Origin of the sequence: Novosphingobium aromaticivorans DSM 12444 (assembly GCF_000013325.1) — a bacterium.
Taxonomy (GTDB): domain Bacteria; phylum Pseudomonadota; class Alphaproteobacteria; order Sphingomonadales; family Sphingomonadaceae; genus Novosphingobium; species Novosphingobium aromaticivorans.
Map to the genome: position 1 here is coordinate 3088529 of NC_007794.1, position 22375 is coordinate 3110903.

The 22375-nt window shown below is 65.6% G+C and carries 25 protein-coding genes; 3 read left to right on the forward strand and 22 right to left on the reverse strand.

Annotated elements, in window-relative coordinates; all coding sequences use genetic code 11:
• Window positions 1–2: 2 nt before the first annotated feature.
• From SARO_RS14535 to SARO_RS14600, 14 genes are all read right to left on the reverse strand, one after another.
• Window positions 3–752, reverse strand: coding sequence for an SDR family NAD(P)-dependent oxidoreductase (locus SARO_RS14535; RefSeq protein WP_011446506.1), 750 nt, complete (start codon window positions 750–752; stop codon window positions 3–5).
• A complete protein-coding gene (locus tag SARO_RS14540) occupies window positions 749–1210 on the reverse strand; it encodes a beta-lactamase hydrolase domain-containing protein (RefSeq protein WP_011446507.1) in 462 nt (153 codons plus the stop codon). The genes SARO_RS14535 and SARO_RS14540 overlap by 4 nt, the downstream gene beginning before the upstream one ends.
• 35 nt (window positions 1211–1245) lie before the next feature.
• The gene (locus SARO_RS14545; protein ID WP_011446508.1) at window positions 1246–2118 is read right to left on the reverse strand and encodes a 4-hydroxyphenyl-beta-ketoacyl-CoA hydrolase; all 873 of its coding nucleotides are present in this window, start codon (window positions 2116–2118) and stop codon (window positions 1246–1248) included.
• A gap of 60 nt (window positions 2119–2178) precedes the next feature.
• Complete coding sequence (locus SARO_RS14550) at window positions 2179–3693, reverse strand: aldehyde dehydrogenase family protein (RefSeq protein ID WP_011446509.1); 1515 nt, start codon at window positions 3691–3693, stop codon at window positions 2179–2181.
• A gap of 120 nt (window positions 3694–3813) precedes the next feature.
• Window positions 3814–5931: a PQQ-dependent dehydrogenase, methanol/ethanol family gene (locus tag SARO_RS14555; RefSeq protein ID WP_011446510.1), complete on the reverse strand. Its 2118-nt coding sequence runs from the start codon at window positions 5929–5931 to the stop codon at window positions 3814–3816.
• Window positions 5932–5964: 33 nt separating this feature from the next.
• Window positions 5965–7530, reverse strand: a complete 1566-nt coding sequence (locus SARO_RS14560) for an AMP-binding protein (RefSeq protein WP_011446511.1) — start codon at window positions 7528–7530, stop codon at window positions 5965–5967.
• Window positions 7531–7533: 3 nt separating this feature from the next.
• Complete coding sequence (locus SARO_RS14565) at window positions 7534–8319, reverse strand: glutathione S-transferase family protein (RefSeq protein WP_011446512.1); 786 nt, start codon at window positions 8317–8319, stop codon at window positions 7534–7536.
• The gene (locus tag SARO_RS14570) at window positions 8316–9086 is read right to left on the reverse strand and encodes a glutathione S-transferase family protein (RefSeq protein WP_011446513.1); all 771 of its coding nucleotides are present in this window, start codon (window positions 9084–9086) and stop codon (window positions 8316–8318) included. Before SARO_RS14570 ends, SARO_RS14565 begins: the two co-directional genes overlap by 4 nt.
• A gap of 262 nt (window positions 9087–9348) precedes the next feature.
• Complete coding sequence (locus SARO_RS14575) at window positions 9349–9717, reverse strand: hypothetical protein (protein ID WP_011446514.1); 369 nt, start codon at window positions 9715–9717, stop codon at window positions 9349–9351.
• On the reverse strand, window positions 9717–10121 hold the full coding sequence (locus tag SARO_RS14580; protein WP_011446515.1) for a c-type cytochrome: 405 nt from the start codon (window positions 10119–10121) through the stop codon (window positions 9717–9719). The genes SARO_RS14575 and SARO_RS14580 overlap by 1 nt, the downstream gene beginning before the upstream one ends.
• Window position 10122: 1 nt before the next feature.
• On the reverse strand, window positions 10123–11709 hold the full coding sequence (locus tag SARO_RS14585) for an FAD-binding oxidoreductase (protein WP_011446516.1): 1587 nt from the start codon (window positions 11707–11709) through the stop codon (window positions 10123–10125).
• A gap of 106 nt (window positions 11710–11815) precedes the next feature.
• The gene (locus SARO_RS14590) at window positions 11816–12313 is read right to left on the reverse strand and encodes a DUF3237 domain-containing protein (protein WP_011446517.1); all 498 of its coding nucleotides are present in this window, start codon (window positions 12311–12313) and stop codon (window positions 11816–11818) included.
• 56 nt (window positions 12314–12369) lie between these two features.
• Complete coding sequence (locus SARO_RS14595) at window positions 12370–14553, reverse strand: PQQ-dependent dehydrogenase, methanol/ethanol family (RefSeq protein WP_011446518.1); 2184 nt, start codon at window positions 14551–14553, stop codon at window positions 12370–12372.
• Complete coding sequence (locus tag SARO_RS14600; RefSeq protein WP_011446519.1) at window positions 14550–15407, reverse strand: hypothetical protein; 858 nt, start codon at window positions 15405–15407, stop codon at window positions 14550–14552. The genes SARO_RS14595 and SARO_RS14600 overlap by 4 nt, the downstream gene beginning before the upstream one ends.
• Before the next feature lie 90 nt (window positions 15408–15497).
• Here SARO_RS14600 and SARO_RS14605 point away from each other — a divergent pair, with 90 nt between their 5' ends.
• Genes SARO_RS14605 through SARO_RS14615 form a run of 3 tightly spaced genes read left to right on the forward strand, consistent with a single transcriptional unit; the run spans window position 15498 to window position 17101 of the window.
• Window positions 15498–15887 carry a nuclear transport factor 2 family protein gene (locus SARO_RS14605; RefSeq protein WP_011446520.1) on the forward strand — a complete coding sequence of 130 codons (390 nt, stop codon included), beginning with the start codon at window positions 15498–15500 and terminating at the stop codon, window positions 15885–15887.
• A gap of 13 nt (window positions 15888–15900) precedes the next feature.
• On the forward strand, window positions 15901–16353 hold the full coding sequence (locus SARO_RS14610) for a nuclear transport factor 2 family protein (RefSeq protein WP_011446521.1): 453 nt from the start codon (window positions 15901–15903) through the stop codon (window positions 16351–16353).
• Between the two features lie 7 nt (window positions 16354–16360).
• The gene (locus SARO_RS14615; protein ID WP_011446522.1) at window positions 16361–17101 is read left to right on the forward strand and encodes an SDR family oxidoreductase; all 741 of its coding nucleotides are present in this window, start codon (window positions 16361–16363) and stop codon (window positions 17099–17101) included.
• A 14-nt stretch (window positions 17102–17115) separates the two neighbouring features.
• Here the strand turns inward: SARO_RS14615 and SARO_RS14620 are convergent, their stop codons facing one another.
• The 8 genes from SARO_RS14620 to SARO_RS14655 form a co-directional block, all read right to left on the reverse strand.
• On the reverse strand, window positions 17116–17325 hold the full coding sequence (locus SARO_RS14620; RefSeq protein ID WP_011446523.1) for a hypothetical protein: 210 nt from the start codon (window positions 17323–17325) through the stop codon (window positions 17116–17118).
• A 67-nt stretch (window positions 17326–17392) separates the two neighbouring features.
• Window positions 17393–18307 (reverse strand): class II glutamine amidotransferase, encoded by a 915-nt coding sequence (locus tag SARO_RS14625; protein WP_011446524.1) that lies wholly within the window; start codon window positions 18305–18307, stop codon window positions 17393–17395.
• The gene (locus SARO_RS20305; RefSeq protein WP_011446525.1) at window positions 18307–19272 is read right to left on the reverse strand and encodes a cyclic nucleotide-binding domain-containing protein; all 966 of its coding nucleotides are present in this window, start codon (window positions 19270–19272) and stop codon (window positions 18307–18309) included. The genes SARO_RS14625 and SARO_RS20305 overlap by 1 nt, the downstream gene beginning before the upstream one ends.
• 66 nt (window positions 19273–19338) lie before the next feature.
• Window positions 19339–19779, reverse strand: coding sequence for an SRPBCC family protein (locus SARO_RS14635; RefSeq protein ID WP_011446526.1), 441 nt, complete (start codon window positions 19777–19779; stop codon window positions 19339–19341).
• 14 nt (window positions 19780–19793) lie between these two features.
• Window positions 19794–20474, reverse strand: coding sequence for a glutathione S-transferase family protein (locus SARO_RS14640; protein ID WP_011446527.1), 681 nt, complete (start codon window positions 20472–20474; stop codon window positions 19794–19796).
• 1 nt (window position 20475) lies between these two features.
• A complete protein-coding gene (locus SARO_RS14645; protein ID WP_011446528.1) occupies window positions 20476–20973 on the reverse strand; it encodes a VOC family protein in 498 nt (165 codons plus the stop codon).
• Window positions 20970–21599 (reverse strand): glutathione S-transferase family protein, encoded by a 630-nt coding sequence (locus tag SARO_RS14650; protein WP_011446529.1) that lies wholly within the window; start codon window positions 21597–21599, stop codon window positions 20970–20972. The genes SARO_RS14645 and SARO_RS14650 overlap by 4 nt, the downstream gene beginning before the upstream one ends.
• Before the next feature lie 72 nt (window positions 21600–21671).
• Window positions 21672–22319, reverse strand: coding sequence for a glutathione S-transferase family protein (locus tag SARO_RS14655; RefSeq protein WP_011446530.1), 648 nt, complete (start codon window positions 22317–22319; stop codon window positions 21672–21674).
• Window positions 22320–22375 lie beyond the last annotated feature (56 nt).

Below are 22375 nucleotides of genomic sequence, written 5' to 3' on the forward strand. Positions count from 1 at the left end.
GTTCAGACTCGCATGGTGCCGAGCATGCCGCCATCGACCGCGAGAGCTTGCGCGGTGACGTGGCTGGCGGCGTCGGAAAGAAGGAAGGCAGCGACCTGCGCCACTTCGTCGGACGAACCGGTGCGGCCCTGCGGCACGGCGCGGGCCATCTGCGAGGCGGCTTCGGGCGGGAGGCCATCGAGCATCGGCGTCTCGATCAGGCCGGGCAGGATGCAGTTGCAGCGCACGCCTGCTTCCGCCGCCTCGTTCGCCACCGCGCGCGACAGGCCGAGTACCGCGTGCTTGCTGGCGACATAGCCCGCGTTCATCGGCAGGCCACGCTCGCTGGCGAGACTGCCGGTAACCAGGATCGCCCCCTGCCCGCGCTCCTTCATCGCCGGGAGTGCATGCTGGATCGCCCAGAAGACCGACTTGAGGTTGACGGCGAGAACCGCATCGAACGCTTCGTCGCCATAGTCCTCCACAGGGGCGAACATGCCGCCGATCCCGGCGTTGAGGAACAGGCCGTCGATCGGGCCATTTGCGGCAACGGCATGGTCCAGCGCGGCTTTGAGCGCAGCCTTGTCGGCAACGTCGGCAGCGGCGAACGCGGTCGATCCGCCAAGTTCACGGGCGGCCTGTTCGAGCAGGTCGGCACGGCGGGCGATCAGGGTAACGCGAGCGCCAGCGGCCACGCAACGCGTCGCCGTGGCGCGGCCGATGCCCGTGGAGGCGCCAGTGATGACGACGTGCTTGCCGGAAAGATCTGTCACTTTGCGCTCCGTGCGATGAATTCGGCCCAGACACGGGCCTCCTTGCTGTCGTGGCCCTCGGGGGACCACTGCCGTTCCATCAGTTTGCGCGCATCGACTTCGGGCATCCCGCGACACGCGCGGTTGTAGCGATAGAAGAAGGCGGAGACGCGCCAGTTCATGATGCAATGGACGTGGACCGGCCTCGGCCCCTGTTCCACCGCAGCGACGAAGGCGGCGAAATGGTCGTCGTCCGGTGCGTCGAACGGGACCGGGATGTGGGTATATGCGATGCCCTGCGCGGCCAGCTTTTCCCCTTCCCCGGCCAGCGCCTCGGGATGGGTTTCCAGCGCGAGGTTGACGACGTGGGCCACGCCGAGATCGGCGAGGCGCGCCACGTCCTTGTCCTCGATCCGGCCCGACGTGGTCGTTTCCGCATCGAGCCTCTGCCAGGCGCGGATATCGTCGGGATCGGGCATCGGCTTCTCCTTCGGGCCTGCTCCTTCAGACCCGCTCAGGCGAGGCCGAGGACGCGGGCCGCGTTGTCCTTCATGATGCCGGGCAGAACTTCCTCCTTGAAGCCGACCTGGCGGGCGGCATCGAGCCACTTCTGGGGGTGGATCAGCGGGAAGTCCGAACCGAACAGCATCTTCTTGCGAAGCTGCGTGTTGGCATACTGGATGATCTGCGGCTGGAAGTACTTCGGCGACCAGCCCGACAGGTCGATGAACACGTTGTCCTTGTGCAGCGCCATCGACAGGCTTTCGTCCACCCACGGCCACGAGGGGTGCGCGAGGATGATCTTCATGTCGGGGAAATCGACCGCGACATCATCGACCAGCATGGGCTGGCCATACTTGAGGCGGACGCCGCCACCGCCGCGCATTCCCGTGCCCATCCCGGAATGGCCGGTGTGGAAGATCGCGGGCAGCTTGTATTCGTTGATCACCTCGTAGATCGGGTAGCCGACCTGCGAGGCAGGCTCGATGTTCTGCATGATGTGGTGGAACTTGAAGCCCTTGACCCCGTGGTTCTCGATAAGGTCGCGCGCCTCGCGGGCGCCCATCCTGCCCTTGTGCGGATCGATCGAGGCGAAGGGGATGCAGATGTCGTCGTTCTTGTTGGCCAGTTCGGCGATCTCGTAGTTCGAGACGCGCTTCGCACCGATGCCGCTCTCGCAATCGACGGTGAACATGCAGAACGCGATCTGCTGTTCGCGGTAGATCTCGATGATCTCGGGCATCTTGGGACGCTCGCGCGGGGCCTTGAAGTAGGCCGATGCCGCATCGAAGAACTTGCCCATTACCGGGTCTTCCGGATCATGGCACGAGACCTCGGCATGGACGTGGACGTCGATCGCCTTGATCTTCGAAAGGTCGATGGGCACTGGTTCTCTCCGATTTCTTTGAACGGTGGGAGAGGAGCATGGCCCCTCCCCCGGTTGTCGTTACATCTGGATGATGACGGTCTTGGTCTCGAGGTAGGCGTCGATGCCGGCGCGCCCCTGTTCGCGGCCCAGGCCCGATTCCTTGTAGCCGCCAAAGGGCAGCGCGGTATCGATCAGGGCGTGGCAGTTGCCCCACACGGTGCCCGATTTGATCTTCGAGGCAAGCTTGTGCATCACCGCGACATCGCGCGTCCACACGCCCGCGCCGAGGCCGAAGCAGGTGTCGTTGGCCATCTTCGCCACTTCATCGAGATCGTCGAAGCGCTGGGCGACGACGACGGGGCCGAAGATTTCCTCGCGCACGACCGACATCTGCGGGTTCACGTCTGCAAGGATCGTCGGGTTGACGTAGTACCCGCCATCGGCGCTGGGGCAATCGCCGCCCATGACGACGCTGGCGCCATCGCGCTTGCCCGCCTCGATGTAGCCCATCACGCGGTCGTGCTGCTCCTTGCTGACCAACGGGCCCATGTGGGCTTCGGGATCCAGCGAGGGGCGCGGCGCCCAGAACGGCGCGGTCTGGGTCATGCCTTCGAGCACGGAATCGAACACCGAACGGTGCGCATAGAGACGCGAACCGGCAACGCAGACCTGGCCCGCGTTGAAGAAGATCGCGCCGGCAACGCCAGGCGCGGTCTGCGCCACGTCGACGTCGGGCATGACCACGACGGGGCTCTTCCCGCCCAGTTCGAGCGTGACCCGCTTGAGCGTGGTGGTGGCGTTGCGATTGATCAGCTTGCCGATCTCGGTCGAGCCGGTGAAGGCGACCTTGTCGACGTCGGGATGCTTGACCATGCGGTCACCGGCGGTGTGGCCGTTGCCGGTGATGATGTTGATCACGCCCGCAGGGAAGCCGGCCTCGACCACGAGATCGGCAAGCTTGAGCGCGGTAAGCGAGGTCTGTTCGGCGGGCTTCAGCACCAGGGTGCAGCCAGCCGCCAGCGCCGGGGCGATCTTGAGCGAGGCCATCAGCAGCGGGAAGTTCCACGGCACGATCTGCGCGCAGACGCCGACGGGTTCCTTGACGGTGTAGCTGAACACGGTGCCGTTGGGCATCGTGTAGGGCTGCGTCGTCTCGCCCGCGACCTTGCTGGCCCAGCCGGCCATGAAGCGGAGCTGGCTGATCGCGCCGGGGATGTCGACGGCGCCGGCCATGCCCTTGGGCTTGCCGTTGTCGATCGCTTCGAGCTCGGCAAAGAGATCGGCGTTGGCTTCAAGCAGGTCGGCCAGGCGATTCATGGTGCGATCGCGGACCATTGGCGGCAGGTTGGACCAGCGGCCATCGTCGAACGCGGCGCGCGCCGCGGCAACCGCCCGGTCGACGTCCTTGTCCGAGGCATCGACGACATGACCGACGATCCTGCCGTTCGAGGGGTCTTCCACCTCGATCACGGCGTCGTGGCTGCTGTCGACCCACTCGTTGTTGATGAACAACTGCGGCTTGCGCGCGAGGAAGGCCTTGGCGGCCTCCGAGTATTCGCGCTGCGTGCGCGAGATGGTGGTCATGTCGTTCATTGCCGACTCCTCTCCGGTCAAAACATGCTATGCTTCATAACAATAATCGTGAGTGAAGCATACAGTTTTCGTATTGCCGCACGATGTCCGGAACCGAAGTTCCGGACATAGCGAGATCGCTCAGCCGCCCTTGGCTTCGAGAGCCTTGTCCTCGTTGGCGCGCTTGATGAGGTAGTGGCGGATGTTGTCCGCATCCTCGGGCTTCAGCGCCGACTTGAACGAGACCATGCCGTTGTGCTGCAGCGCGCCCTCGATCACCACCGAGCGGATCGCCTCGGGGGCATTGAGCGCCGCGGAGTGACGCAGATCGGGGTTCACGCCGCCCGCAACCGCCGCATCGCCGTGGCAGACGTTGCAGTAGCGTCCGTAGAGTTCGCCGCCGGCCTTGGCCTGTTCGGGCGTGCCGGTGAACGGCGGCGGATCGAGGACCATCTTGGCCATCGGGGGAGCAGCGGGCAGCGTGGCCTTGCCGCCGAGCTTGAACACGACCAGGCGGCTGATGTTGCGCTGCTTCTTGGCCTTGTGCGCGAGGACGCCGGTGGCGACGTCCCACACGCCGCCCCAGCCGACCATGACCGCGACGTACTGTTCGCCGTCGATCGCATAGGTCATCGGCGCGGCAAGGATGCCGCTCTGCGCCGGGAACGACCAGAGCTGCTTGCCCTTGTCGGCGTTGTAGGCAACGAAATCGCCGCCCGCGGTGCCCTGGAACACGAGATTGCCAGCGGTCGAGAGAATGCCGCCGTTCGACGGGCTCGGCAGTTCGACCTTCCACGCGGCCTTCTTCGCAACCGGGTCCCACGCCACGAGCGTACCGGTGGTCGCCTTCATCGCGGCGCCCTGGACCTTGGCGTCGGCGGGCATCGAGGTGACATAGCCGTCGAGGCCGGTCTGGAAGCCGATGTCGGTGGCCTTCCAGTCCTTGGCGGCGGCATAGGGGAATGCCGCGTTGTTCACCGGAAGGTAGAGCAGGCCGGTCTTCGGGCTGAAGCTCTGCGGCTGCCAGGAGTGTGCGCCGACCGCACCGGGCAGGCTGACGAAGGGCTTGCCGGTCTTTTCATAGCGGGCTTCGGGATTGACGGTGGCCTTGCCGGTCTTGGGATCGATACCGGTCGCCCAGTTGACCATCACGAAGGGCGTTGCCGACAGGAACTGCCCGGTCCTGGCGTCGAGCACATAGACGTGACCGTTCTTGGGCGCATGAAGGATCACGTGGCGCCGCTGCCCATCGATGGTCAGGTCGGCCAGCGTGATCTGCTGCGCGGAGTCGAAGTCCCAGCGGTCTTCCGGGGTTTCCTGGAAATGCCAGACATAGTCGCCGGTATCGGCATTCACCGCGACGATCGAGGACGTGTAGAGGCTGTCGCCCTCGCGCCCGGCTGCGGCCGGGTTCCATGGCTCGGCATTGCCGGTGCCGAACAGGACGAGGTTGGTGGCGGGATCATAGGTGATGGAATCCCACACCGTGCCGCCCCCGCCGAGCTTCCACCATTCGCCAGCCCACGTGCGGGCGGCGTTTTCCATCGCCTTGTTCTCGAACCCGTCCGCTGGATTGCCGGGGACGGTGTGGAACTTCCACACTTCGTTGCCGGTGTTGACGTCGTAGGCGGCGATATAGCCGCGCGCCTTGTACTCCGAGCCGCCGCTACCGATCAGAACCTTGCCCTTCACCACGCGCGGGGCGCCGGTGATGGTGTAGTCCTCCTGGTTGGGCACGACGACCTTGGACCAGACGACCTTTCCGGTCTTCTGGTCGAGCGCGACGAGGCGACCGTCGAGCGTGCCGACGAAGACCTTGTCGCCATAGAGCGCGACGCCGCGATTGACCGCGTCGCAGCAGGCGCGGACCAGCGTCTCGCGCGGGACTTCGGGATCGTAGGACCACTTGAGCGCGCCGGTCTTGGCATCGAACGCCTTCACCATCGACCACGCGGTCGAGATGTAGAGCGTGCCGTCATGCATCAGCGGCGTGGCTTCCTGCCCGCGCGCGGTCTCGAGGTCATGGAACCAGGCAAGACCGAGCTGGCCGACGTTGCCGTCATTGATCTGGGTGAGCGGGGAGAAGCGCTGCTCGCCATAATCGCGGCCATAGCTCAGCCATTCGCCTTCGGGCGCCTGGGCGATGAGGGCGTCGGTGACGCCGGCGTTGGCGACGGCATCCCCGCCGCCCTCGCTCTTGATGTTGCACGCCGCCAGCGGCAGCAGTGCGGCCATAAGTCCCAGGACCTTCAATCGCATATCCAGCTCTCTCCCGACTGTCTGTCTTACAGATCAGTTCACCATGCGGTCTGCGTTGCCCCACCAGGGCTTGCGCAGCGCCTTCTTGTCCATCTTGCCCGCTGCGGTGCGCGGAATCGAGTCGATAAACGTGACAGATTTCGGCGCCTTGACTCCGCCCAGGCGCTCCTTGGCATAGGCGATGATCTCTGCCTCGGTAATGCCGTCGGCAACCACCACGGCATGAACCTGCTCGCCCCACTTCTCGTGCGGGATGCCGAACACGCAGGCTTCCTTGACGGCGGCGAGTTCCGTCACCGCCGCCTCGACTTCGGCGGTGAAGACGTTGAAGCCGCCCGAGACGACCATGTCCTTCTTGCGGTCGACGATGTAGAGATAGCCGTCCTTGTCGAATTTGCCGACGTCACCGGTGTGGTGCCAGCCGAACTTGCGGATCTCGGCGGTTTCCTCGGGCTTTTCGAAGTAGGAATGCGTGACCAGCGCGCCGCGCACGCAAATCTCGCCCGCCTCGCCCAGCGGCACCTCGTTGCCATCGTCGTCGAGCAGCTTGACCTTGATCGAGCGGGTCGGCTTGCCGCAGGCGGCGAGCTTTTCCGGCGCGGACGTCGCGAACCGGGCGACGTCCTCGGGCGGGAACCATGCCACGATCATCGGGCATTCGACCTGGCCATAGGACTGGCACATGGCCGGGCCGAAGACTTCGACCGCCTGACGCAACTTCTCCGGGCTGCACGGCGAGCCCACGAGGATGAAGATGCGCAGGCTGGAGTAATCGTGATCGCCCAATTCCGGCGACGCCAGCAACTGGTAGAGCGCCGTCGGCGGCAGGTACATGTGCGTGACCTTGTACTCCGCGATGGTGCGCAGCACGCGCTCGGCATCGAAGCCGGGCAGGATGACCTGCGTGGCGCCAAGGCTGAGCGTCGAAAGCGCGATCGGGCCGGCAGCGTGGGTGATCGGCGCGGAAACAAGTGCGACGGGCGAATCCGTGCGGCCGCCCATTCCGTCGGCTGCGGTCTCGATCATCGTGCCCCAGCCGAGGTTGGTGACGTTGGCGCCCTTCGACGGGCCGGTGGTGCCGCCGGTCGGGAAGATGCCGACCATGTCCATGAGGTTGCCGAAGGCATCGATCTCGGGCTCGACGAAATCGGCTTCGCTGACACCAGCCATGAACTCCTCGAGGCTGGGGTCATCGCCCATGCGCTTGTCGAGGCAGACGAAATGCTGGAGCGTGGGGCACAGCGCCTTGAGCTCCGCGACCTCGTCGGCCTTGGACGAATGATAGACCAGCCACTTCAGGCGGACGTAGTTGATGTAGGCGGCGTTGGCGTCGATGGCGTTGCGGGTGTTGACCGGGATCCACTTGCCGTTGGCGCGCCACATCGCAAGCAGCACGACGAGCAGCATGCCGTCGTTCGGGCCATAGAGGCCGAGCAGGTCCTGGTTCTCGAAGCCGCCCTTCTGCAATGCCGCAGCAATGCGTTCGGACAGTGCTTTGGTTTCGGCGAACGTCAGCTTGAGGCCCGTCTCGGTGTCGACGATGGCGAGACGCTGCGGGTCGCGGTCATGTCCGCGGTCAAAGTAGTCGATGGCGCGCATTGGTTATCCCCAACGGTTGATTTCAGGCCCCGGCGCCCAGGCGCGGAGCGGTTCGGAAATGGTGGCCCGGGCAAGTGCCGCCTGCACGCAAGGGCGCGCGGCGGTGCGGGCAAGCCAGGCCTTGACAAGCGGTGCATCGGCAAAGGCGGCAGGGCGGAGCGGCTCCATCCCGGCAAGCCACGAGTAGGTGACGAGATCGGCGATGGAGAAAGTCCCCATCAGCCATTCGCGTCCATCGCCAAGCTGCTTCTCGCAGCGGTCGACGGCGGCGGCGACCTTGGTTTCGCTGTCGGCGACCTGTGCGGCGTTCACCGCATCGTCGTTCAGGGCCTGCCACCGCTCGCGCAGGTCGTCGGAAACGATCCGTGCGGCGAGAATGGCGAAGTCCTCGGCCGGGATGGCGGCGATGGCGCTTTGCGACGTGGCGAGATTGCCGAGCAGGGCCGCGGCGGGCGAGAGGCGCTCGGTGATCTGGCGGCACCACATCATCATTTCCCAGCGCGCATAGGCGTCGGTCGGCTGGAGCCCCACCCCGCCCGCCGCCTCGTCCAGATATTGGGCGAGGAAGACGGATTCGGTCATTGCTTCCCCGTCGATCACCAGCACCGGACCTTCGCCTTCGATGGACAGGTCGAGCGCGACGGGATCGACGATGCCGGGAAGCGAATGGCGCTCGCCCGCCAGGAGGTCGATGCGGCGACACTCGATATCGAGGCCCGTTTCCGCAAGCGCCGCAAGAACGGTGAGCGACGCGCCGTTGGGCTCGCCGTGGTAAAGAAGCGCGCTCATCCCTCGATCTCCGCCATGATGAGGCCGTAGCGATGGGCAAGGTCCGTCTTGCCCATGGCCCAGGTCTTCTTCACCGCTTCGCGGGTGTAGACACGCTTGAGCCAGCGCATGATGTTCGGCGTCCTGTCCTTGCCCGCCAGATCGGGCTGGGAAATGGGCAGCGAATAGGTGCTGTTGAAGATGTTGATGTCGGCCAGGCTGTACTGGTTCGAACCGACATAGGGCCGCTTGCCCAGTTCCTCTTCCAGCTTGGCGATGCCCAGCCCCACGCGGCGGCGGCTTTCGGCCATCTCGCTTTCCGAGAAGTCGCCGTTGATCGCCTTGCGCCACGCGGTGCGGCGTTCGGGCAAGGGGATACGGTCGATCGCGGCGGCAAGTTCGGCGGGGTCGCGCTGGCGGACCATGGGACCGACAAACACGCTCCAGCCGATCATCGAGAAACTGGGGCCAAGCCACTGGTCCATGAACTTCATCCACCAGCGCACGCGCCAGCGATCCTGCGCGTCGGCGGGCATGAGGTCCGGCCCGTCGAAGCGGTCGTTCACGTACTCCATGATCGCGGTGCTTTCCGTCAGCACCTGGCCATTGTGCGTCATCGCCGGGATCGTGCCTTGCGGGTTGATCGCAAGGTATTCCGGCTTGTGCTGATCGAACTGGAGCATGTCGATGTAATGGCTGGAAAAGGGCACGCCCTTCTCCATCAACGCGAGCATCGGCTTGCCAGAGTTGGCATTGGGTTCCCAATGATAGAGGCTTACCTCGTCCATCCGCTGCCCATCCGCTGCATTGTCTCTCTCCCGATTCCGGTCAGCGACGGAGTCGCGCCGGAATTTGTTAGTAACACATACTAATTCAGCGGGAGCGCGGGTCAAGTCCGCCGTCGCACTTTCCGCACACAGCGCTAGCCCCGGCAAACGCGAACGCACACGCCCGAGATTCAGAGCGTTTCACCAAGTGCAACACGATACCACGTAAAAAGGGGCACGTTCCGCAAGGAACGTACCCCCTGGCCGGCCGTGTCAGCGGGGATCAGCGCGCCGCCATCGTCCAGCGGAAAAGATGGTCGCGCCCGGAAAGAGGACCGGCAACGCGGGTTTCCTGCTCGACCCGCAGCCCCCTTTCCTCGAGCGCGCCGCGCAGCGCGGTCCAGTCGCTCCAGCGCGACAGGCCGCTGACGCGCGCCGGTTCGCCCAATGCGCGCCATGCCGCCTCGGTGCCCTGGACAAGATCGATGCGGCGCAGGCCCGCCTGCGTTGCGGCGAAGGCCACCGATTCGGGCACACGGCTGTCGAAGATCACCAGCGGTGCCTTGCCAAGCTCGATCGCGGCCGCCGGCATCGCCAGCGCCGAGCCGGCAAGCGCCCCGCCCTTGAGCATCGAGCGACGGGTCACGCGCATCAGCCCGCCTTCCCGAGATACTTCGACACCGCTTCCAGTTCGGCATCGGTCAGATCGACCTTGGTCTGCTGCGGCATCGCGCCCTTGCCCATGCGAACGACGGCCTTGACGTAATCGGCGGTGAGGTCCTCGCGGTTGGAAAGAAGGCCCTTCTCCGGCGGATTGCCCGCCATCATCTGCTGCTTGGTGAGCAGGTTCGTGCCCATGCCGCCGACGAGATGGCAGTAGCCGCAGTGGACCTCGAACAGGGCCTTGCCATCACGACCGGGCGCGAGCCGGTCGCCCTCGGGCGCGGCAGGACGCAGTATATAGGGCGGCATCGGCGGAGGCCCGCCCGCCGGCGGTTCGGCATAGGCCACGGCACCGATGGCGACGAGGGTGGCGGCGAACAGGATACGCTTCATTTCACTGCCCTCCCTTGTAGGCCTTGCCCCGCATCGCGGCGTAGTTGGCGGGCCAGACGCCCTGCTTGCCGGGTGCGATGATGCCGTTGGGGTCGAGCGCGGACTTCACCTTCTCGTCGAACCGGCGCAGCGCATGGCCGTTGAAGTCGAAGGTTTCCATCACCGGGTCCATCCAGCCGAGGTGGGTGCGGTATTCGGCATAGCCCGCCTTCGCGGACTCCACGATGAGAGCATCGAACAGCTTGCGCATCTTGGCCACTTCGTCGGCATTGTCGCGGTCGTACATCAACATGTTGACGTTGTTGGCAAAGCGCCCGCCGATGGTGAAGCTGGCGTAGAAATCGACGTCGAAATCCGCGATGATCTTGCGGCTCCTGTGCATCTGGTCCAGCACGTGCTTGCCGGTGGCCGGAACCACGGGCGAGAAGCCCATGTGCGCGCCGCGCCCGCCGATCCAGTCGGACATCTGCAACGGCACTGCCGAAGGCACGCCCATCGTCGTCTCGTACTGGCCGATCGGGTCGCCCTGGCGCCACCAGTGTTCCGCTGGCGCCGCATCGAGATGGCGCTTCATCGCAGCCTTGACCACGTCGGCCCGCGCCTTGACCACGGTCTCCTCGCCATAGAGGCGCAGCGCGACCTGCCAGTAGCCAAGCTTGTACTGCTTGAGCAGTTCGGCCACGCGCCATTCGGGAATGGCCGAGGGCTTGTCCCAGAAGTCCTTGCGCTGCCCCTTGAGCACCATCTTGCCGAGCCACGAGGGGATGAACACGTTCTGGTCGATCAGGCCCGAGATCTTGAGCGGGGTGATCGTATCGACCACCCAGGCGATGTCATCGACCTCGGGAATGTCCCAGACGAGTTCTAGCGAGGCTTCGGGCGCGGGCTGGAGCCAGACGCCCGCCTTCGTCACGATGCCCAGGTTCGATTGCGAGAACGCGAGGTCCCAGGTCGGCCCGTAGCTCATCGGGAAGAGATGCCACGACGGGTTGTCCTTCATCGCACCCATGCCGGTGCGCACCAGATCCCCGTCGGGCAGCACCGCCTCGATGCCGCAGAGGTTGCGGGCGTGAAGGCCGTAGGGCGTGTAACCGATCCCGTGCTCGAGCGCGTTGCCGAGGACCGATCCCCACGCGTTGCCCGGCACCGACATCCACAGCGGCGCCTTCTCGCGCTGGATCTGGTCGTAGAGGTCGAAGAAGCCAACGCCCGGTTCGACCACGCAATAGGCGAGCTTGTGGTCAAGCTCGAGCACCTTGTTCATGCGGCCGAGGTCCATGACCACGGTGCCTTCCATGCGCGGCGCAGCGGTGCCGTAGCCAAGGTTCTTGCCGCGCGCGACGGGCCAGAGCGGCACCTTGTGCTCATTGGCAAGGCGCACGATCGCGCGCACTTCCTCGACGTTGGCCGGGGCGACGGCAGCCGATGCGGGCCACTCCTCGGTGCTGCCGGGCGCGTAGGTGTCGGCATAGGCATCGCGGTCGGCGTCGGAGTCCATGACCCAGGCCTTGCCGACGACGCCGGCAAAGGCGGTCATCGCGGACTGGAACTGCTTCGGACTGACGCGCGGGGGCAGGTGCAGCTTCACCGGTAGGTTTCTCCCGTCGATCTTTTTCTAACAATTGTTATTGTTTGCAGCACTTGCGAATTGCCGTCAAGTGGCAGCAATCGCTCCGTCATTGCGAGCAGAGCGTTCACGTCAGGGCGTAATACTTCACGTAGTTCCCGTCGGGCTTGCGCTCGCCCACGCCAATGAAGACGTGGCGGGTCAGCCAGTCGTGCTTGCCCTTGCTGGTCTCGAACGTGGGCTGGGCGCGCAGGTAGTACTCGGCGTGGGGGACAGGCTCGCCTCCGGCAAAGGCCCATGCGCGCAGCCGGTCCATAGTGCCGGGCTCGCGCCCCCAAAGGAAGCCCTTGTTCTGCATGTAGATCAACGTGCCGTCATCGACTTCCAGGACATAGCGCGCATCGAAAACGGCGGTGTCGTCCGGGCGGAAGAAGGCATAGTCGCCGCCCGAATTGGGCACGGCACGGCCTTTGAGGCGCGGCCCCTCGAACTCGCCCTCGTCGACGTAGACGGCACTGCGCATCCCGCCCGACGGAAGGTCGGGCACCATCTGGACGCGGGTGAAGCGCAATCGGCAGGCGAAGGCGAATTCAAGGCGCGGATTGTCGAGCGTGGAGAAGTCCATCGAATGCCTTTCTAATTGCTCCCCGCCCCGTCCGGATGAGGGTCGGCGTTGCCAGATCAGTAATTGCTCAGGATCGTCAGACTAGGCCCATCGAGCGGCTTGCCGGCCTTCTGCTTGGCCAGTTCGTCCGCGCGCGTCTTGCCCTGGAGGTCGATCAGGTAGGCGTGGATCGCGTCGGCATCGTCGGTCGAGAGGATGTCGTTCCAGCGCGGCATGCCATTGGGCGTGAGCAGGCCTTCGAGCACGATCTCGCGGAACATCTCGTGCGTGGCAGGCTGCATCCGGCGCAAGTCCGGCGTGATCGAGCGGGGCTGGTTGGCGTGACAGATCGCGCAATTGCCGAAGAACAGGCCCTGCCCGCGCGCGATGGTCGCCGCCGTCACGCCCGCGGCCTGTGCCGGCGGTTCCGGCGCCACTTCCAGCGGCGGGAGCAGGTCCGGCAACGGCACCTTGCCGCCCCCCACCTTGAACACCAGCAGCCGGTTCATGTTGCCGCGCGTATAGGCTGCGGAATAGCGCGGGACGAAGGGATAGCCGCCCCCGCCCCACCCGGCCATGACGGCGATGTACTGCACGCCGCCAACCTCGTAAGTCATCGGCGCGGCCATGATCGGAGTGCCGGTGTCTATTTCCTTCAGGAGCTTGCCGGTTTTCGTATCGCGCACGAAGAGCTTGCCGGTGACGCCGCCATGGATGGTAAGGCCCGAAGACGTGGTCAGCACGCCGCCGCGATCCTGCCAGCCGGCGGTATCGGCCGCCCAGACGGTCTTCCCGGTTAGCGGATCGATGGCGCGGATCTGCGCGGTGGCAGGCTGCTTCAGCGCCTCCTGATAGGCAGGCAACTTGCGCACGGCATCGCCGAATTCAGGCGGGAAGGCGGCAAGCGCTTCCTTGACGTCCGGCGTGAAGATGAGCGCGGCATCGTTGTTGAGCCCGCGCGCCTTGAGCGGCTTGGCCCCCGGCGTCATGAAGATGAGATTGCCCATGTCGAGCACCGCGCCGATGTAGAGCCCGGTCGCTGGATCGTAGCTGGCGGGGTGCCAGTTGCGTGCGCCGGTCGTGGCCGGGAACACGATCTTGGGACCGGTGGTATAGTCGGCGGCCGCGGGATCGAGGATCGGGCGGCCGGTCCCGGGATCGATGCCCTTGGCCCAGTTGGTGCGGACGATGGGATTGGCGCGCAGCAGTTTTCCGTCGCGCCGGTCGAGAATGTAGAGATAGCCGTTCTTCGGCGCGTGGAGCACGACTGGCCGGTCCTCGCCGTCGATCTTCATGCGGGTGAAGATCATCGGCTGGGTGGCGGTGAAGTCCCAGTTGTCGCCCGGCGTTTCCTGGTAGTGCCACTTCATCCGCCCGGTCTTCGGATCGAGCGCGACGAGGCTGGCGAGGTAGAGGTTGTCGCCCCCCGCAGGCGAGCGCTTGGACGTGGCGTAAGGCCCGCCATTGCCGGTGCCGACAAGGACCAGGCCGGTTTCGGGGTCGTAGTTGATCGCATCCCACGGGCTGCCACCGCCGCCGATGTCCCAGCGGCTGTTCGGGTCCCAAGTCTTCAGCGCGGCTTCGAGTTCGGGCGTTTCCTGCGGCCCCAGCTTGGGATCGCGGGGCACCACGTGCCAACGCCAGCGCAGCTTTCCGGTATCGAGATCGAGCGCCGTGACATAGCCGCGCACGTCGTACTCCGCGCCGCCCATGCCGATGACGACGACATCGCCCGCGATTTCGGGAGCGCCGGTGGAATTGTCGCCCTTGGCTCGGTTCTCGATGAAGTCGCTCTTCCAGACGACCGCGCCGGTGCGGGCATCGAGTGCGTACATCCACCCATCGAGACTGGCGACGAAGACCTTGCCGCGCCCCACCGCGACGCCACGGTTGACCATGTCGCAGCAGACCGTGCGGTTGACCTGCATGTCGACCTCGGGCTCGAACCGCCACAGCTCCTTGCCGGTCGCCGCATCGAACGCATAGGCGCGGCCCGTGGTGCCCGAGGTGTAGAGCACGCCGTCCACCACGACCGGGGTCGCCTCCTGCCCGCGCAGGGTGCCAAGTTCGACTTGCCACGCAAGGCCGAGCCGACCGACGTTCTCCGCGTTGATGGCGGTCAGGCGCGAGTGATGCGTCTTGCCGGCGTCACCGCCCGGGCCGGGCCACTCGCGTCCGGCGCCCTCGGTCAGGACAGTCGCGCCGCCGAGGGAGCAGGCGGCGAGGCCAAGGAACAGGGTGGCGAGAAGCTGGCGCATCATAGCAAATCCCAGGGGCTCGGCATGCGATAGGGCACGGTTATGAAGTTCGCCTCGATCTGTTCGATCATGCCGTGGTCGATCTTGAACAGTTCGGAGATGTAGAAGCTGTGCGGCCGCAGGACCGGGCTCTTCACCGTGCGCCCATCCGTAAGCTGGAATTCGCGCAGACGGCCCGAATGGTCGATGAAGCCGAACGCGAGGACAAGGCCACGCTCTTCGTCGACCAGCGGGAAGCGGCGCGCGCGCAGGTCGTCGTCATAACGGTAGTTGCCCATGCGGAACTGCTCTTCGCAGCCCAGGGCGGAGACCGGAACGATCTTGGCGAAATCGGGATTGCGCGTGGTCTGGACGCCGTTTTCCACGCGGTTGCAATCGGGGTGGAACCTGGTGTGGATAGTTCCGTCATTGCGCTGTAGCGTGTCGAAGTAGCCGTTCGAAAGACGCACCATCTCCTGGCGCGAGACCGGGGCTTCGGGTTCGCGGTGAAGGATCGGCTTGTCCCAGTAGCGGCAGTTCTCGAACTTGATGCCGCTGTCGGATTGCCGGACGATCAGCATCTCGCACTCGGCGATCCGGCCCGCTTCGTCGAGGGCGAGACGCAGGGTGAAGGCAGATTCCTCGATCGGCTCGATCACGGTGCCGAAATAGCCGACCTGGCGGGTGCGCGTGTCGGCAAAGCGGAGCCGGTAGTCGCCGAGCCGGTCGATCGTGCCCCATACGCCATCGCCGATTTCCAGCATGACGTTGTTCTCGCTGTGGTGCGCACCCGGCGCCCAATCGAGCGCCGTCGGATCGCGGGCGTCGAGCGCGGCCAGAAAGCGGTCCAGGACGGCATAGAGCTCGGCGCGGGTCATCACTTCTCCCAATTCATCAATGAGGCTTTGACGGCCTTCTCGTGCAAGGGCATACTCTACCAATTGTTATAAATAAAGGGGAGAGCGAACGTGGCCCGCACGGCGGAGGAACAGGCCAATCACGACCTCGTGATCGAAATGTATAACAAGGTCCTGATCGCGATGGATAGCAGCGCGGTGGACCGCTACATCGCGCCCGGATACGTCCAGCACAGTTCGCTGGCCGAGCCTTCGGTCGAAGCGCTCAAGGGTTTTCTCGACCGGGTGCGAGCCGAATCGCCCGACGCGCGCCAGACCATCCACCGCAGCTTCGTGGACGGCGACCACGTCATCACGCATACCCATGTCGAACGCTGGCCGGGAGACGCGGGACTGGCGGTGGTCGACATCTTCCGCGTCGAAGGCGGGATGATCGTCGAACACTGGGACGTGATCCAGGATGTGCCGGCCAATCCGGTCAACCCGAACAGCATGTTTTGAAGGGAGAACAACGATGCGCCTTGTTGCCGCCGCGATTGCCTTTGCGCTGACTTCCACCGCCGTCCAGGCCGAGGAATGCAAGCTGACCCCCAAGCAGGTCGTCAGCCAGTTCATGGACGAGTTCTACATCCAGAAGAAGGTACGCTCTTCCTTCGAGAAGTGGGTCGATCCCGGCTACATCCAGCACAACCCATATGCCGCCACCGGCCGCGACGCGGCGATCACGTTTCTCGAGAAGTTCGTGGCGGACAATCCGGGCCAGAAGACCACGATCCACCGCGTGATCGCCGACGGCAACCTCGTCGCCGTGCACAGCCATGGCTGGAACGAGAACGGCGATGCGGCGGCGAAGCGTGGTTTCGCGGTAATCGACATCTTCCGCGTCGAGGGCTGCCGGGTGATGGAGCACTGGGACGTGCTGTCGCCGGTGCCCGAAGCCTCCGCCAATTCCAACACGATGTTCTGAGGACGCCATGCGATTTCGCGACAGGTGCGTGGCGATCCTCGGCGGGAATGCGGGGATCGGCCTGGCGGCGGCGCGCCTGTTCGCCGCCGAGGGTGCGAAACTGGCAATAACCGGTCGGAATGCCGAGACATTGCGGGCGGTCGCAGAGGAGCTGGACGCCCTTTGCATCCGTTCCGACATGGGTGACCTGAACGACACCGAACGTGCCCTTGAAGAGATCGAGGACGCTCTGGGCGGCATCGACGTGCTGTTCGTGAACGCCGGCGTCGGGGGGTTCGCGATGGTCCCGGACGTCACGCCCGAATTCTGGGACCAGATCCACTCGGTCAACCTGCGCGGGGCCTTCTTTGCGATCCAGCGGGCCCTGCCGCTGATGCGCGACGGAGGCTCAATCGTCATAACCGGGTCCATCGGATCGATGGCCGCTGTGCCGGGCAACGTCGCCTATGCGGCGGCCAAGGCGGGGCTGCGGGCCATGGCAAGGATCGTCGGCAAGGAACTCCTGCCGCGCCGCATCCGCGTCAACATGGTGAGCCCAGGCCCGACCGACACGGAAATCTTCAAGCGCGATGCGAGCGCCGAGGAAATCCAGGGCATGAAGGACATGCTGTCCTCGGTGGTGCCGATCGGGCGGATGGGGACTTCGGAGGAAGTGGCCCGCGCCGTGCTGTTCCTGGCCAGCGCGGAAGCGAGCTTCATCAACGGCGTCGACCTGTGCGTCGATGGCGGATGTATCGAGCTGGGCTGACCGGCCCGGCAAGATCAGTCGGGGCTGCCGCCCTTGGCCGCCCCGACCAGCGTGCTGCCCTGCTTGTCCGGCAAGGTCCAGATCACGACATTGACGAGCACGATCGCGGCCAGCGTCACCATCAGCACAGGCCGCTGCCGCTCTCCCCGCCGGAAAAGGAACACCGCCCCCGCAACGAGCGCGATGGAAACGAGCATGGCGAGGGATAGCGCGGCGTCGAGCATGACGATCCGTTAGCCCGCGAACGCCTGCTTGGCCAGACCGGGCAACGTCGCTGGGCAGCCGCGACGGTCAGACTTCCAGCGCGTGGATCTCCGCGCGGCGGCGGGCCCCTTCGTGGCGGACGATGAGGGCCGAATACTCGGGCACCTCGATCCACGTCGCGAAATCGCGCGTCAGCGGCTCGGAGGCGACCATTACGCTGTCGGCGCTGGCGGCGCCGCCCGTCAGCTTCCATTCGCCATCGTGAAGGCCGTAATCGCGGCCGAAGGTGTACCACATCGAGAGATATTCGGTCGTGCCCTGCAACTTACCGGCATCGAAACGCCCGAAATCGAAAGTGAAGCGAACGGCAACAAGATTCACGCCGTCGCAGAACATGAGGTTCGTCGAACTGGACCGCGTGATCCCGTGCCGCGCCCGAGCATCGCGCAGAATGGAGAGCGCGCGGCGGATCGCGGCGAGAATGGCGTCGGGTTCGTTGACGCCCGCCGGATCGTCCAGCGCCGAGACGGCAAGGGCGTATATCCACTCACTGTCGGTCGAACCCTGGATCTGACGGGCAAATTCGGGCCGGACGTGCGGCGCGAGATCGAATCGCATTTCGCGAAAGCCCGCGAGGTCGCCATTGTGGGCCATTGCCAGCGGCACGCCTTCGAAGCGGAAGGGGTGGCAGTTCTGCTCGTTGATCTGGACGGTCGAGTTGTAGGGCACCCCGCGAATGTGAGCGAGCAGCGCACCGGGGCGCAGCTTTCCGGCAAGCGCCTTGAGGTTGCGGTCGAACAGCGCGACCTGCGTGGTCCGGTAGCGGAACGGGAGATGCGGATCGTGGCTGGCGGGATCCCAGGCAGCCATGCCGAACCCCGCGAGATTGAGCATCTGGAGCATCTGCGCGCCGATGGTCTGGTTCAGCAGCGAGGAATCGGGCGCATAAAGCAGGTCCTCCAGCAGGACCGGCGTGCCGAGATAGCCGAGAATGCGGCACATCAGGCAGGCTCCCCCGCATGGTTGAAGCGCAGCAGCGCGAGCGAGCGGCCAAGATGGCGGTTCGCCTTGCGCTGGTCCTGCACGAGTTGGCGGCCCATCGCCAGGAGCAGCGGCGGATACCAGGTCGCTGCCGTCTCTGCCGCGCGGACAAGGTCGTCGCCGCGAAGATGCAGCACCAGCGCCTCCTCGGCCGCCGAGACGAGCAACGGCTGGCCACCTCCGTCGCTGTATCCGGTCAGGCCGACGAAGCAGCCGGGGCCGAACACGAAAATCTGTTCCTGCATCGCCCCGCGCGGGATCGCCGCCCGCACCGCGCCGCGCAGCACCACGCGCAAGCCGTCCTGGGGCTCGTTCGGCGCGGCGATGGTGCTCCCCGCGGGGGCCAGTTCCAGCTGGCCAGCTTCGGCCATGCCCTCGCATCCCGCCAGCCGGGGGAGGCCCGCCAGCAGTTCCGATACATCTGTGCCTGGCATTCCGGAGAGTCGGGGACCAGAGGCAATGCGGCGCAAGCCCAGCGGATCGAACAGGCCCTCGGCCACGATCCGCTCAAGCGTCGCGCGCGTCCGTGCCGCCACGAGACGACGCAGGGCAGTGCCGAGCCTGAATGCCCAGGGTGATCCATCGGCCAGGAGGGCACGGAAGCGGTCGCGCGCGATGACGAACCCGGCGGAAGCATCGACCGCGCGCACATTGGCCGAGCGGGGGCCATCGTCGAGCAAGGCGAATTCGCCGACCATCTGCCCCGGCTCGATCCGGCTGATCACGGCGGCCTCGTCGCCGGGCAAGCGCGTCTCGATCTCGAGAAGGCCCTCGCCGACAAGGTAGAGAGCGCTGGGCGGATCGCCCTGGCGGAACAGCGTCTCGCCCCGCAATGCGGCAAAGGGCGCCGCGTGCCCCATGAGAGCCTGCCATTCGTCGACCGTGAAGCCCGCCAGTTCCGGCGAAGTTTTCAAGCTCTCTGCCATCGCTGCCCCTCTCCAAGAGCCGCGACCCTGTGTTTTCAATGAGTTTGCGCGCGGTGTAGACGCCCGTCAATCGGCTTCGCAGAGCGCCTGCAACTGGTCCGCACAGGCATTCCAGCCTGCCTCGAAGCCCATTTCGGCGTGCTCGCGCATGGCTTCTTCGGTCCAGTGGCGGGCGCTGGCGGTGTAGCGCGTGCCCTCGCCTTCCGGCTCGACCTCCCAGATGCCGACCATGAAGGGACCGGCGGGCAGGAAGTCGGCGGTGACCGCGTCGGTCGTGACAAAGCGATGCCCTTCGTCCCATGCGAGGAAAATGCCTTCCTGCGGCATCTCTTCGCCATCCGGGCCGTGCATCACCATGGCACTGCGACCGCCGGGGCGCCGCTCCTGCGCGATCAGGGTGATCCACCAGGGCCGGGGGCACCACCATTCTTCCTGCCGGTTCGCCAGAACGTCCCAGACTTTTCCCGGCGGCGCGGCGATATGGCGGCTGATTGAAAGTTCGTGCATCGGTGCTCCCTCGATCAATCGCGATCCGGCGCGCCGGGCGGGAAAAACGCGCGGTACGGCCTCGCCGCTTCGACGCTGCGGCTTACGGCTGGCTGGCGCAGGAGTTGCGCGCGCCATGCGGCAAGGGTCGGAAACTCGTCAGCCAGGGGGCATACCCAGTCGGCATAGAACAGCGACGGCGCGGCGGCGCATTCGATCAACGAGATGGTGTCCGGGCGCGGATAGTCGGCCAGCCATGCTTCCAGCCAGCGATAGGTCCGTCGCAGATCCCGGCACGAGGTCTCGATGCGTTCCCGGTCCGGATTGTCGGGCGAGCGCATGTGCGCGGAAACGATCGCCTGCATGGGGGCCATGACATAATTGTCGAACACCCGGTCGATCATCCGCACCTTCACCGCCCCGTAAGGATCGGACGGAATCAGCGGCGCCTTGCCGGGCCGGCAGGCGGCGACATACTCGATGATGGCGGTGGACTCGAAGATCTCGCGCTCGCCATCGACCAGCAGGGGGAACTTGCCCATCGGCGTGGCTGCAGCGACGCGCAGCCCGTTGTCCGGGTGCTGGCCGTCGATCTGGCGGAAGGCATAGGGCGTATCGTTGGCGAAAAGGGCGATCTCGACCTTCCAGGTGTAGGACGAGAATGGATGCCCGAAGAGTTCCAGGCAGGTCCTCTCGCCATCGCGTTGCGGTTCCATGTCAGTCTCCGGCAATGCCGCTGGCGGCGCGTTCGATCGCGGCGATGTCGATCTTGCGCATGGTCATCATCGCCTCGAACACCCGCTTGCGGACGACAGGATCGGGATGGGCCATGCCGTCGGTCAACTGGCGGGGAGTGATCTGCCACGACAGGCCCCACTTGTCCTTGCACCAGCCACAGGCAGATTCGACGCCGCCATTGTCGACGATGGCGTTCCAGAGGCGGTCCGTCTCTTCCTGCGTATCGGTTGCCACCTGAAAGGAGAACGCCTCGGTGTGGGGGAACTGCGGCCCCCCGTTGAGGCCGATGCAGGGAATGCCGAGGACGGTGAACCCGACGGTCAGGACCGTCCCCTCGCCGCCGCCCGGGAAATCGGAGGGCGCGCGAAACACGGCCGAGACGTGACTGTCGGGAAAGGTTTCCGCGTAGAAGTTGGCCGCTTCCTCGGCATCGCCTTTGTACCACAGGCAGATCGTGAGCGGAGGTGCGCCGGTCATGCCTGCATCTCCGCGATGAGCTTGCCATCGACGGCCTTCGCCGCGCGATAGGCGGGACGGTCGCGTACGCGCTCGAGATAGGCGATAAACTCGGGACGCTCGGGCAGCGACTTGAAGCCTACGCCCCAATCGACGTGGGATCCGACATAAACGTCCGCCATCGTGAACCTTTCGCCGCAAACGAAAGCGTTTTCGGCGAGGTGGCCCGCCAACGCGTCGACCGTGCGGTCGTAGCTGCCAAAACCCGCCATGCCCTGCTGTCGCGGCTCCTTCGGTTCGAAGCCGAGGTTGCGCGCCGTAACGGCCTGCTCGACAGGCCCCGCCGCGAAGAAGGTCCAGCGAAGATAGTCGGCCAGTTCATCGCCCTGCGGACCGAGGCCGGATTCGGGCAGGACTTCGGCGAGGTAGAGGCAGATGGCCGCGGTTTCGGTCACCACCCGGTCGCCTTGCGGCGCGTGGTGGACGAGCGTGGGCACCTTGGCCATGGGATTTGCCTCAAGCAGCCCTTTCGGCTTGGCCTCCCAGCCGACGAGGACCGTTTCGTAGTCCGCCGCGACTTCGTGCAGCGCCCAGCGCGCAATCTGGCCGCGCGACATCGGATTGGTGAAAAGCGTGAACAGCGCCATGGCCAAAAACCCCGAAAGCACAAGAACGCGCGAGCACACGAGGCGTTCCGCGCGTGCGCGCTGCAACCAGAATCAGAGCGCCATGATGCGCCTGGCCGTCACTTCCTCCTGCTCGGCGACAGCAGCCCAGGCCGGGCGCGCCGTGACGCGATCGTACCATGACGCGGTCCCGGGCCGCGCGCCCGCATCGACGCCATGCCCGACATAGGCCAGCGTGCGGAAGGTCGAGGCGACCGCGATGTCGGCAAGGCTGAAGGTCTCGCCCAGCAGCCACCCCTGCCCGGGGACGACCGATTCGAACCAGTCCACCCAACGCGGCAGTTCTGCCTCGCCCTGGAGCGCGATCGCTTCGTCGCCGCCGGTCTTGAGCAGTTTGGGGCCGACCAGACGATTGAACAGGATCTTCAGGCCGGATGCGCCGAGCACGGTATCGGCGAATTCATCCCAGAAGACGGCCTTGCCGCGAAGCTGCGGATCTTCGGGGATCAGGCGCGGCTCGGGGTACCTGGCATCGAGATATACCGCGATGGCCGACGAATCGGCGAGCTGGAAACCGCCGTCGTCGATGGCGGGGATCTTGCCGAGCGGGCTGCAGGCAATGAATTCCGGATCGGTGCTGCCCGGACCGCCGCGCGCCATTTCGAAGGAAAGGCCCTTTTCCGTAGCGACAACCGCGATCTTGCGAACGAAGGGCGACAGCAGCGCACCGTAGAGCTTCATCGAAATTCTCCCATTCTATCGGACAGGTCTTCTGAAACCTTATTGCAGCGCCGCGC